This window comes from Mesorhizobium sp. M8A.F.Ca.ET.181.01.1.1 (genome assembly GCF_004792025.1).
In the GTDB taxonomy this organism is placed as follows: domain Bacteria; phylum Pseudomonadota; class Alphaproteobacteria; order Rhizobiales; family Rhizobiaceae; genus Mesorhizobium.
On record NZ_SRTV01000003.1, the window covers coordinates 552,743 to 564,984 of the forward strand.

Consider the following 12,242-nt stretch of genomic DNA (forward strand, 5'->3'; position numbering starts at 1 on the left):
GGGTGCTTTCGTCGGCAATCAATGCGACAGGGCGCGCGCCTCGTCCCGCTCGCTCCGCCTGGAAAATTCACGCCGGTACTGCGCCGGTGACGTCCTGAGCCGCGCGGAAAAGTGCTGGCGCAGCGATGTGGCACTGCCGAAGCCGGCCTCGAAGGCGACGATGTCCATCGATTTCTCCGTCGCTTCCAGCAAGCGCTGCGCCAGTTCGACCCGCTGGCTGGTCAGCCAGTCGCCAAAACTGGTGCCGATCGATTTCTGGAAGCGCCGGGTGAAGGTGCGCCGCGTCAGGCCGGCGGCTTCGGCGACGCTGTCGAGGCTGTGCGTTTCGCCAAGCGTCGCGCGAACCGCGTCCAGCGCCCCGGTGAAGCGGTCGGCCTTGGCGCTTTTTGCCACGGGACGCTCGATGAACTGCGCCTGTCCACCCTGCCGGTGCGGCGAAAGCACGACGTGCCGGGCGAGCCGCAGCGCCGCCTCCGCGCCGTAGCGGGCGCGCACGATGTGCAGGCAGCAGTCGAGCCCGGCGGCGACGCCGGCGGAGGTGACGATGTCGCCATCATCGACATAGAGCACGTCGGCATCGACTGAAATGTCGGGATGGAGAGCCCGCAACTGCTCCGTATAGGCCCAGTGGGTGGTGGCTTTTCGGCCCGAAAGCAGGCCGGCGGCGGCGATGGCAAAGGTGCCGAGACACAGGCCCACGATCAGCGCGCCGCGCCGGTGGGCGCGGCCGAGCGCGTCCTCGAGCGGTTTGGCCAGGGGCGCCTCGAGATCCTTCCAGCTCGGGATGATGACCATATCGGCGTCCTCGAGCGCGGCAAGCCCGTGCGGGACCATGATGCTCAGCCCGGCATCGGTCCGGATCAGCCCTTCCTCGATCCCGCAGACACGGAAGTCGAAGCGCGGCAGGCCAAGGCCGGTGCGGTCCGCGCCAAACACCAGGCAAGGCACGGAGAGATGGAACGGGCTGATGCCGTCGAAGGCGAGGACGGCGATGATGGGAGCGGTCATGAGGCGATTTTCCAGTGTGAATGCGGATTGTCCCAATTCTTTCGAATGATGTCAATCGGGCCACTTTTGACTGCCCGCCAACCATCCTATTTTCGGTCCGTCGCATTCAAGCCGGAAGGAAAACACCATGTCTGACCTAGCCAACACCGCGCCGCGCCGGGCGCTCGTCGTCATCGACGTCCAGAACGACTATGACGGCGGCAAGCTGGCCATCCAGCATCCGCCGTTCCGCGACAGCGTCGTCAACGTGACACGCGCCATGGATGCCGCCGCCGCTGCCGGCATCAAGGTGGTGGTCGTCAAGCAGATGGCGCCCGAGACGTCGCCGATCTTCGCCAAGGGCAGCCATGGCGGCGAACTGCATCCCGAGATCGCCAAGCGTCGTCGCGACCACTATGTCGAGAAGAATTTGCCGAGCGCCTTTACCGGCACCGATCTCGAGGCCTGGCTGCGCGCCAACGCCGTCGATACGATCGCGGTCATCGGTTACATGACGCACAATTGCGACCTGTCGACCATCATCCACGCCGTGCATATGGGCTTCGCGGTCGAGTTCCTGTCCGACGCAACCGGTTCGGTGCCCTACGCCAACAGCGCCGGCTATGCCTCGGCCGAGGAAATCCATCGCGTGGTGAGCATCATCCTGCAGTCCCGTTTCGCTGCCGTGCTCAAGACCGCCGAATGGATCGACTGCCTGAAGACCGGCACGCTGCCAGAACGCGACACCATCTACGTGTCCAACCAGCGGGCACTGGCGCGCAGCGCCGCGTAGCACGATCCGCAAACAAAAAGGGCGCCGCGGCGATGCGGCGCCCTTTTCAATTGTCGGGACAAAGGATCAGAACAGGCCTTCGATCTGGCCGGCCTCGTTGAGGAAGATCTTCTCCGACGACGGCTTGCTTGGCAGGCCAGGCATGGTCATGACCTCGCCGCAGATGATGACGACGAAGCCCGCGCCGGCCGAAAGCCTGACCTCGCGCACCGGCACGGTGTGGCCGGTCGGCGCGCCGCGCAGGTTCGGGTCGGTCGAGAAGGAATACTGGGTCTTGGCCATGCAGACCGGCAGATTGCCGTAGCCGGCGTCTTCCCAGGCCCTGAGCTGGTCGCGCACCGACTTGTCGGCGATCGCTTCCGAGCCTCGATAGATGCGCTGGACGATGGTGTTGATCTTCTCGAACAGCGGCATGGCATCGGGATAGAGCGGCGCGAATTGCGAGGCGCCGGATTCGGCCAATGCCACCACCTTGTTGGCGAGGTCCTCGATACCGGCCGAGCCCTTGGCCCAGTGCTTGCACAGGATCGCCTCTTCGCCCATCGAGGCGACATAGTCCTTCATCGCCTGGATTTCGGCGTCGGTGTCGGAATAGAAGTGGTTGATGGCAACCACCGCCGGCACGCCGAACTGGCGGATGTTCTCGATGTGGCGGCCGAGATTGGCGCAGCCCTTCTTCACCGCCTCGATGTTTTCCTTGCCGAGGTCTTCCTTCTTGACGCCGCCATTCATCTTCATGGCGCGCACGGTGGCGACGATGACGGCGGCCGCTGGCTTCAGGCCCGCCTTGCGGCACTTGATGTCGAAGAATTTCTCGGCGCCAAGATCGGCGCCGAAGCCGGCTTCGGTGACGACGTAGTCGGCGAGCTTCAGCGCCGTGGTGGTGGCGACGACCGAGTTGCAGCCATGCGCGATATTGGCGAACGGGCCGCCATGGACGAAAGCCGGGTTGTTCTCCAGCGTCTGTACCAGGTTCGGCTGCATGGCGTCCTTGAGCAGCACGGCCATGGCGCCGTCGGCCTTGAGGTCGCGGGCGAAAACCGGCGTCTTGTCGCGGCGATAGGCGACGATGATGTCGCCGAGGCGCTTTTCCAGATCCTTCAGGTCGGTAGCGAGGCACAGGATCGCCATGACTTCGGAGGCGACGGTGATGTCGAAGCCGGCTTCGCGCGGGAAACCGTTGGCGACGCCGCCGAGCGAGGCGATGATCTCGCGCAGCGCGCGGTCGTTCATGTCCATGACGCGGCGCCAGACAACACGGCGGGTGTCGATGCCGAGTTCATTGCCCCAGTAGATGTGGTTGTCGATCAGCGCCGACAGAAGGTTGTGCGCCGTGGTGATGGCGTGGAAGTCGCCGGTGAAGTGGAGGTTCATGTCCTCCATCGGGACCACCTGAGCGTAGCCGCCGCCGGCGGCACCGCCCTTGACGCCGAAATTCGGGCCGAGCGAGGCTTCGCGAATGCAGACGATCGCCTTCTTGCCGATGCGGTTCAGGCCGTCGCCGAGGCCCACGGTGGTGGTGGTCTTGCCTTCGCCGGCAGGCGTCGGGTTGATGGCGGTGACGAGGATCAGCTTGCCGTCCTTGTTGCCCTTTACCGACTTGATGAATTCGGCTGAGATCTTGGCCTTGTCGTGGCCGTAGGGCAGCAGATGCTCGGTCGGGATGCCGATCTTCTGGCCGATCTCCTGGATCTGCTTTTTCTTGGCGCCACGCGCGATCTCGATGTCGGACTTCACTTCGGCCATGACGGCTTTCCTCTGGATTGGACGGTGGAGGGGACGGGGTTGATGTCTCTTGCAAGAAGGCTGGAACCGGACGCGCGGGCATCTAACCCTGTCGCTGCGGTTGCGTCAACTTTCATGCAACTATGTTTCCTATAGAGAAAATTCCTCTGCGGCGGGCCGACCTATCCCCGGTTCTTTATGGCTCCGCTTGCCGCGCCGTATAGAAGCCAGAGCAGGGACGCTTCCGCCGTCTCAAAACAGCCGCGCAATGCACGGAATGCGACAGACGCGACGGCGCAAATTCGCCATCTCTGATGCATGTCGTTCTCCCAAAACCGGGATCACTTTTGGGCGACATGCATTGGGCCGTCGCTGCCCGCCAATGCCGTTACTGCGTCAGTACGTTGCTGATTTCGACCATGTTGGAGCGCACCCGCAGGATGTAGAAGCCCATCGTCGTCAGATGCGTCGGCAGCAGCCAGCCGTCCTCGCGACCGTTGGCGATGATGAAGGGCTGGATACGCAGGGCCGACACGAACTGCGCGTCCATCGTATCCCAGAGGCTCTGCAGGTGCTTTTCCTTGAGGACGTCCTCGAAATCGGCCTGGGCGCCCTTCATAAGGCCGTAATAGGCATAGAGCTGGCCATAGGCGAACCAGTAGCGGTCGTCGGCGCGGGTGTCGAACCAGCCATTGTTGTGGTTCTCGGCGCGCTCCTTGAGGATGGCGGAAGTCGAACCGATGTCACTGGCGATGCGGTCGATATACTGCTTCAGATTGTCGGCGCGGGCATCGAAAGTGGCCTGACAGGTGGCGAGCCGGGCATTGAACGAACGCAGCTTGCGCACCGCGTCGCGATAGTAGCTCGGTGTCGGCGTCTTCGGCCCGAACGGGCTCACGCCGAAATACCAGGTGTATTCGTCGAACTGCAGATTGCCGCGCGCGTCCTGCAGGTCGGCGTCGATCTGCGAGGTGGTGCGGACGCGGCCGAGATTGTCGGCAAGCTCGGTCGCCGTGCGCCGCACCGCCTGGTTGATGCCGCGCTGGAAAGAGGCCTTGTTGTCCATCCACGGGGTGTTGTCCCAGTCGATGCCGAACAGGCCGAGCTTGTAGAGGATCATCGACGAAATCCAGGCATTCTGGTTGACGTTGAAGTCCGTCAGGTCCGCCGCTACTTGGGCGATGCCGGAGTTGCCGCAAGTCTTGGCCGTGTCCGTGCCGGTCCCGGCGGCCACCTGCTCACCGGCCGAAACATTGCGCTTCTCGAACGTATAGGTGTCCGGGTAGTTCGGGTTGAAATTGTTCCACCACTGGGTGGCGTAGAAGAAGTTGGCGTAGAGGCCGATCAGCACCAAAAGGGCCAGGCCGACTATCGCCTTCAGGATCCAGCCGCGCTGACCGTACCAGCGCCCGGCCCACATAAGCGGCCACAGGATCACGCCGATCAAAAGGCCGATGCCGCGGCCGATCCACTGGAAAATCCCGGTGAAGAAGTTCACGATCGGATCGAGCATGGCGATGTCACCCCCTCAACATGATGCCAAAAAGTTGCAGACTTTTTGGATAACATCATGCACCAAAACAACAAGTTAGAACGGAATGACGGTTCATTTCGTTCTAGTCGGTCAGGCCGTAGAGGCGTGTGCGAAACGCCACCTTGTCCTTCAAATATGTGGTTTTCAGAACGTCCACAACATGCGATCGCCAGGCGTCGCTGAAGCCGTCATAGTCCTTGTAGAAGCCGTCCTTGTTGAAGATGTAGCGCGAGACGAAGTCCGACGGCACGAAATCCGAGATCAGCCGGTTGGTCAGCCAGGCGTCGGGGTGGTCCGGTTTGGCGCGGACCACCAGGAAGCGCTGCTGGGGGAAGACATCCTCGATCTTGAGGTGGCCGAGCTGCGCGATCTCGCGCTTGGCGGCGTTGAGAAAGGGAAAATTGCCGTCCTTGGTGATCAGGTCGGCGTGGCTCTGGATCCAGGTCTGCAGCCAGACCTTGTCGACATCGGTCAAATTGCGTTCCGGCTCGGCGTCGCGGATCAGCGCGCGCACCACCATTTCGGCGCGATGCTCGAGGTAGCCCGAGGCCTCGATCCAGGAGGCGCGCGGCAGTTCGATACGGCCGGTGGCTGCCAGGAATTTGAACACCTTGTCGGCATCCTTGATCGAGAGATAGCTCACCTGCCAGGGCCGCGAGCGGCGGAAGCCAGGAGCGGCCGGATCGCTGATCACCGTGGTCATGTCGGGATCGACGAACACGTAGAGCCCGCCGAAATGGCTGGTCCAGTAGGCGTTGTGGCGGAAGATCACCTGGTCCGGCACCAGCGCGTTCTCGCGGATGTCGCCGCAGACCTTGGCGAGTTCGACCATGCGGGTCAGCATGGCATTGTCGCGCCATGCGTCGGGCTCCTGCTTCAGCCGGTCGACGAGCTTGCCGAGTTCCGCGGCCTTGCCCAGCACGTCTTCCGCCGACAGCACCTTGAACTCGACCTGGTTGATCGACAGCAGATCCTCGATGTCGTTGACCTTGGGAACGGAATCCTCGATCTCGCCGTAGATGACGTCCTTGATGGTCAGCGCGTCGATGGCGCGCTGGTTCCTGGACATGAACTCGAACATCAGCTGCGAGGTGTTGGAGAAGGCGGTGTGCACCACCGGCAGGTCGATCTGCGACGGCGTCAGGATGATGAAGCGGCGGTTGACCTCGTTGGGATCGAGATAGTCGTAGTCGCCACACTCCTCGGCCACTTCGGGAGAAAAGCCGGTGCGGTCGATCTGGAAGCTCTTCAGCTTGGTGGGCTTGAGGCCGAAAGCGGCCAGCGCCTTGTTGTAGCGCTGGATGAGATGGGCTTCGTCGACGGGGAGCAGACGCCCGTAGATGAGCTCGTTGTCGCGAAGGAGGTCGGGTTTTTTGGTGGTCATCTCGAGAAGTCCGAGAAATTTTGCCTCACAAGATGAAGCGCCAACGCCGACGTCCCCCTCTCCCCGTTCTTCACGGGGAGAGGGTAAGGGTGAGGGGCGGCGCCGACAGTCAAGGATATGTCTCCCCATAGCTTCTTGCAGCGATGAATCGAAGCTCACTCGTCTCGATATGACGATCGAGGCGCTGTTCGATAGCTGCCAATATCGTCTCAAGCACCGCGTCTCGCTCCTTTAATACGTCGACGTTCCAAAAGCGGAGTACAGACCAATCATTTGAAACCATGAAGCGATCTCTCGTCTGATCGTACTTGCTGTCGACATGCTGTCTGCCGTCGACCTCGACGACCAACTGGCTGTCCCTGCAAGCAAAATCAGCAAAGTAGTTGCCTATCGGAAACTGTCGCACAAATTTGTGGCCGTTCAGCCTGCGTCCGCGCAACTCCATCCAAAGCGCGTTCTCGGCGTCGTTGTCCGACTGGCGTAGACGTCTCGCCCGCCCTGTTGTTTCGATTTCTGGTCCACGCATGCGCTGCCCCTCACCCTTACCCTCTCCCCGTGAAGAACGGGGAGAGGGGGGCGTCAGCGCTGGCTCCTTGTCCTTCAACGGCGCGAAGGACTGTCCATTGGCGTGACGACCGAACATTACGCATTCCACAGACCCTTCTTCTTCATCTCCTCCATCTCACGCGCGGCGCGTTCGCGCAGCCTTGCGTCACGCAGCAGCTTTTCCACCGCGGCATCGTCGGATTTGTCGGAATACCGGAACTCGCTGTCGGCGTAGCGGTTGATCTCCTGCATGACCATGTCCATCGAGAACGGACCGCGCAGGTCCTCGATCATCGCTTTCTTGTCGTCGTAGCTCTTGTGCATGAAGGCTTCCGGCTTCTCGAACCAGTCGTCGGGAAGCTCGATGTCCATGGCGCGCATCTTGATGGCGTCGGTGACGTTCTTGATGGCGCGGCCGGTGAAGCGCGGTTCGGCATCCTTGATCAGATGCAGGTAGGTGCCGATGTCGGCCATGGTCCTGGGCGCGCCGTTTTCCTTCATGTAGCGCTCATAGACCCGCATCAGCCCTTCCTCCTGCGGCTTTTCATGCTCCTCATAGGCCTCGGTCACGGCGCGCTGGATTTCCTGCGCCGCGAATAGCTCGTGCTTGCCCAGAGGGATCTCGTGGTTCTTGCCGGCGAGTAGCACGAAGATGTCGATATAGTCGTCCCGCGTCTGCGGCCCGTCGACCAGCCAGCGGGCGCCGGCGCGCTGGCGCAGCGCGTCGTCGACGTTTTCCGGGTAGTTGGAGAACATGCCGAACGAGCAATTGCCGCGCACCACGGTGGCGGCACCGGCGAAGGCATCCATCAGCACGCCGGTGATCTCCTGCTGGCCGGCCGAGGCGCGGTCGTCGGAGCGTCTGGCGGCCACCTGGTCGATGTCGTCGATGGTGCCGAAGCCGATGACGCGCGGGTTCAAGACATTGTTGATGAACTGGCGGCAGTTCTGGCCCGACTTGCCCTGGTAGGACGAAATCTGGTCGACGCCGAAATTCTCATAGGCGAAGGGATAGCCGGCAACCTGGCAATAGCCGTTGACGAGGCCGGCGATCATCTGGATCAGCGTCGTCTTGCCGGTGCCGGGCGCGCCGTCGCCGATGAAGGTGAACAGGAAGCCGCCGAGTTCCACGAAAGGGTTCAGCTCGCGCTCGAAATCATAGGCCATCAGCATCTTGGCGAGCTTGACCGACTGGTATTTGGCGATGTGGTTGCCGACGACCTCTTCCGGCGTCTTGAAGGTCATCACCAGCGGCTTCGAGCGTTTGCCCGGCGCGACATCGAAGCCGTCGAGGGTGAAGTCGTCGGCGTCGATGCGGATATGGGCGTTCTCGAACGGGCCGATGCCGTCGAAGCGGCCCTTGCGCGCCAAAAGCCCGTCGATGGCGACGCGGGCAAAGGCACGCGCCCTGGTCATCAGGTCGGTGTCGTCGGACGAGCCCGCTATTGCCTTGTCGAGGCCTGCCAGGATCGACTTCACCGCATCCTGCGGCGTGTCGAACAGGAAGTCGGGTTCCGGAATGTCGTTTGGCGCCTCGCCGTCGCTGTCGATCAGCTGGAACAGATAGGACGACAGGCTGAAGGCCGAGATATAGGCCGAAGCCGACAGCAGTTTCTTGAAGGCGGACGCCTCGTCGCCTTCGAGCGGGGCGCGGGTGTTCCTGGCCTGCAGGCTCTCGAGATCGGAGCCTTCGGCGAACACGTCCGATACCGCCAGTGCGATCGCCGTGCCGCGCCGGGCGCGATAGAGCAGCGTGTGCTGCGGGATGGTCAGCAACTGGTCGTCGGGATGGACGGCGCCGACGGTCTTCGACAGCTCGACCTCGCGCGTGCGGCGCACCGAGCCGACCGAAACGGTGGAGACGAAGCGCCGGTTGGTGCCGGCGAGTGCGGTGCCGGATTCGCGCGAGGGATCCTCCAGCACCACGATGCGGGTGATGAAGCTCTGCGCGGTGGCGCGGTGCTTTTCGATCGCCGCTTCCGGAATGGTGGTCAGGCCGGTGTCCATGGTCAGCTCCTTATCGGGATTACTTTCCCGGCTTCCGCAGAACGATCCTGCGCCTGACGCGCTGCGTCCAGATAGATGTCCAAAGTCTGATCCAGCCTTTCGAAAAGCAGCTTGTCGAAAGCAATGTGCCCGCCGCCGCTCTGGTCGATCTCAAGCGCTGCAATGTAATCGGGGCGATCTTCCGGGCGGATCGCTACCGGCGGGTATCCACCGCGTGCCAACACCAGATTCATCAAAAGGCGCGCTGTACGTCCGTTGCCGTCGTTGAACGGGTGAATGGCGACAAAGCGCCGATGAGCCTCGAAGGCAGTTCGTGGCGTGCTTGGCGCTGCGCTCAACCACCGGCAAAAAACCTCCATCAGCGCTGGAATCTCCACGGGGGCGGGAAAATTGAATACGCCGACATTCGTATTCACGTAACGAGCGCTGTCGGCGTATTGGCCGGCTATCTCCGGCTTGGAATTCGCCACGACCAGATGATGAAGATTGCGGATGTCCGCCTCCATGATCGGATGGTCGTCCTTTGAAGCGATTTCGAGTACCCAACTCAATGCGCGCGCGTGGTCGATTGCCTCGAGGTGATCCTTGAGCGGCTTGCCACTGATCGTGATGCCTTTTTCCAGAACGAGGGCTGTCTCGCCCGCCGTCAGTGTATTTCCCTCGATCGCGTTCGACGTGTACGTTATGTCGATACGCTGGCTGTGTTCCAAGCCTTCCAGGGCGCCGGGCCGAACTCTCCTCTTGAGCGCATCGAGCTGCCGCTTCTTGCCGGATATTTTAGCTGCGGCGGTCATTGCTGGCGCCTCGGTGCTGTGTGGTTTTCAATGACGCAAAGCAGGTTCCTAGACATCCGATATCACCTGTCCATTCGACAGGATGTGAACCTTGTAGCCGGCAAAAATCTTCTGTGCTTCGCCGGCGGCGTAGAGCGCCTGGTAGGCCTCGTGCGGGATCAGCGCGTGGTTTTCGTAGCTCGATACGCCTTGGCGCGCGGCCTCCAGGTCGTCGGTGTTGATGAAGAATTCCTGCGTCGTCTTCTCGCTGGAGAATAGGCCCCTGCGGCCGGGCTTCTCGCCCTTGGAGTAGACCTCCTGGATGGTCCAGGTCAAAAGCCAGGCGTTTTCCGGCTTGCGCACCTTGGCCAGCACTTCCGTCACCGTCGAATTGTTGTCGGTAATGCCCGCCGAATAGAAGGGACCGAGCACCACGCGCCTCAGCTGCTTGGGGTGCAGTGGCTCGAAATCCTTGTCGAGGTTGACCGCGATGGTCGCCGGCGACAGCGTATAGGCCGAATTCTTCTCGGTGAAATCGTCGAAGCGGTGGGCAAGCTCGGGGTTGAGCAAGCCGTCGACCGGCAGCGGAATGTCGACCTTGTCGTTGAGCTTGCCGCTCCGGTCGACAAGCTGGCTGACCATGCTTTCCGAGGAATCCTCCACCGTCACCATGTAGATCAAGGGCAAGTTGGCGCTGCCGTCGAAGGTCGCCCAGTGGACCAGATAATAAGGCCGCGCCGTCTTCGGATTGACCGACACCTTGGCTGTCTGCGCCAGCGTGAACGGACCGAAGGTCTGTTCGCTCTTGACGTCCTCGAGATAGAGCCGCTCGGCCATCGATTTCTGCAGCGCCTCGGGGAACGTCTTGTGGCGCAGGATGAAGTCGGCCATCTCCTCGCGCAGTTCGCCGGCCAGCGGGATGTTGGCAAGGCGTGCATCAGCCTGCCGGCGGTCGTTCTCCAGTTCGAGCAGGTTCTGGAACACCGGGAAACCGCTTTCGGCGCGCGAAATGCGGAACGTGTCCATGAAGCCCAGCCGATTGCGCCAGCAGGAGAAGGACTTGTCGAGCCGGGCGATGTATTCGGCAACGATCCTGGCGACGATGCCGTGCCGGTAGAGCGGCGAGCGGTCGTCGCGCATGAACACTTCAAGGCCGCTGAGCGCGGCCGTGATTGCCGAGAAATACCGCGCCGCAGCGTCGTTTTCGGGGGTCATGCTGTCAGCCCTGGGATTGTCGCACCGGTGCGCGCGGCAATTATGACTGCACGTAGTTGGCCGAATTGTGCTTCTTCAGCACCTCGTCGAAGCGGCGGGCGAAGGCATCGTCGGCCAGCTTCTTGCGGCGCTGGATGTCGGCGCTGGCCACCATGTTCTTCTCGTGCATCTCCAGCAGGTCACCAATGTGCTTCTGCGAGGCGGCGCCGATGCCGGCCATGGTTTCCTCGGCGGTGTTGTCGACCTGGCTGCCCAGCGTGTTGATCTTGTGGGCGACGTCCTGCTGGGCGGCGGTCTTCAAGGAATCTTCCAAAGCCTTGTACAGCACGATGCGCTGCTCGGTATCGATGGTCAGCTTGTTGATCAGGGTCGACTGCGCGGCGATCTGGTTGTTGAGCGAATCGACGAAGGTCTGGAACATCGAGGTGTAGCGCTCCAGCGTCTGGCTTTCGGCCAGCAGCTCCTGCTCCTTGGCCTGCTTTTCATTGTATTCGGTGGCGAGCTTGGAGCGCTCGCCCTCGAGCTGCGTGCGGTCCTTCTGGCTGGTCGAGGCGGCGATCTTGTTCTCAATGTCGAGCAACATCGGATTGAGCTCCTCGATGCGCTTCTGCACGGCTTCGAGGTTGGTCATGGTGGTCTTGCGGCGTTCGATAACCTGCGACAGGCTGGCCTCGGAGGTCTTGTAGCGCTGGTCGAGAACTTCCTTCTGCGCCTTCAATATGCCGACGATGGTGTCGGACTTGGCCAGCAGTTCCTGCAAATTGCCGGCGAGCGACATGTTGCGCACGCGGTCGGTGCGCATGCGCTGCTTGCGCTGCGCCGAAAAAACGCCGACGAAGTTTTCCCAGCCGGTATAGTTCTTCATGCTCTCGAACTCGGCGCCGAAGACATTGGTGGCGTCCTCGAGCCCGATGATCAGGTCGGCGATGTTGCCTTCCATCACCTTCTGCTGCTTCAGCACATCCTCGATGCGGGCGTTCTCGATGTCGAAATTGGCGTCGCCAATCTTCTTGTCGGCGGTTGCGAGCGTGTCGAGCACGGTGCCGGATTGCTCGATCTTGGTGCGCATATCCTGGACGACCTGCTTGGTCTTGGCAATTTCGGCATCGAAATTCTGCAATGTCGCCATAGGGGCCTCCCGCTTCGGCTTCCGCTCGCTGGTTGCGAACAGCGGCGAATATATGTGGGGTATCAGGGGATTGAAAGACGTGAAGAGAGTGCGCGGCGCGAAAACAAATATTCGGCCGAACCCTTGAATGGTAATGGAGCCGTGGTCAT

At 61.8% G+C, this 12,242-nt stretch carries 10 protein-coding genes; 1 reads left to right on the plus strand and 9 read right to left on the minus strand.

Going from position 1 to position 12,242, the window contains the following annotated elements:
* Nucleotides 1-18: 18 nt before the first annotated feature.
* Entirely contained in the window at nucleotides 19-1,008 is a 990-nt protein-coding gene (locus EN824_RS15355) for a helix-turn-helix domain-containing protein (protein ID WP_135932453.1), read from the minus strand.
* 127 nt (nucleotides 1,009-1,135) lie between these two features.
* On the opposite strand from EN824_RS15355, the gene EN824_RS15360 reads away from it, so the two are divergent.
* Nucleotides 1,136-1,780, plus strand: a complete 645-nt coding sequence (locus EN824_RS15360; protein WP_135932454.1) for a cysteine hydrolase family protein — start codon at nucleotides 1,136-1,138, stop codon at nucleotides 1,778-1,780.
* Between the two features lie 66 nt (nucleotides 1,781-1,846).
* On the opposite strand, the gene EN824_RS15365 is transcribed toward EN824_RS15360, so the two are convergent.
* The 8 genes from EN824_RS15365 to EN824_RS15400 form a co-directional block, all read right to left on the minus strand.
* Nucleotides 1,847-3,526, minus strand: a complete 1,680-nt coding sequence (locus EN824_RS15365; protein WP_135932455.1) for a formate--tetrahydrofolate ligase — start codon at nucleotides 3,524-3,526, stop codon at nucleotides 1,847-1,849.
* A 367-nt stretch (nucleotides 3,527-3,893) separates the two neighbouring features.
* The gene (locus EN824_RS15370) at nucleotides 3,894-5,018 is read right to left on the minus strand and encodes a DUF2333 family protein (protein ID WP_135932456.1); all 1,125 of its coding nucleotides are present in this window, start codon (nucleotides 5,016-5,018) and stop codon (nucleotides 3,894-3,896) included.
* A 103-nt stretch (nucleotides 5,019-5,121) separates the two neighbouring features.
* Entirely contained in the window at nucleotides 5,122-6,423 is a 1,302-nt protein-coding gene (locus EN824_RS15375; protein WP_135932457.1) for a DUF6638 family protein, read from the minus strand.
* 109 nt (nucleotides 6,424-6,532) lie between these two features.
* On the minus strand, nucleotides 6,533-6,949 hold the full coding sequence (locus EN824_RS15380) for a DUF559 domain-containing protein (RefSeq protein ID WP_135881460.1): 417 nt from the start codon (nucleotides 6,947-6,949) through the stop codon (nucleotides 6,533-6,535).
* Between the two features lie 116 nt (nucleotides 6,950-7,065).
* The gene (locus EN824_RS15385) at nucleotides 7,066-8,976 is read right to left on the minus strand and encodes an ATP-binding protein (protein WP_135932458.1); all 1,911 of its coding nucleotides are present in this window, start codon (nucleotides 8,974-8,976) and stop codon (nucleotides 7,066-7,068) included.
* A 2-nt stretch (nucleotides 8,977-8,978) separates the two neighbouring features.
* The gene (locus EN824_RS15390) at nucleotides 8,979-9,770 is read right to left on the minus strand and encodes a Fic family protein (protein WP_127281006.1); all 792 of its coding nucleotides are present in this window, start codon (nucleotides 9,768-9,770) and stop codon (nucleotides 8,979-8,981) included.
* A gap of 48 nt (nucleotides 9,771-9,818) precedes the next feature.
* Nucleotides 9,819-10,964, minus strand: coding sequence for a hypothetical protein (locus EN824_RS15395; RefSeq protein WP_127869784.1), 1,146 nt, complete (start codon nucleotides 10,962-10,964; stop codon nucleotides 9,819-9,821).
* A gap of 40 nt (nucleotides 10,965-11,004) precedes the next feature.
* Nucleotides 11,005-12,093: a hypothetical protein gene (locus EN824_RS15400; RefSeq protein ID WP_027143401.1), complete on the minus strand. Its 1,089-nt coding sequence runs from the start codon at nucleotides 12,091-12,093 to the stop codon at nucleotides 11,005-11,007.
* Between the last annotated feature and the right edge of the window lie 149 nt (nucleotides 12,094-12,242).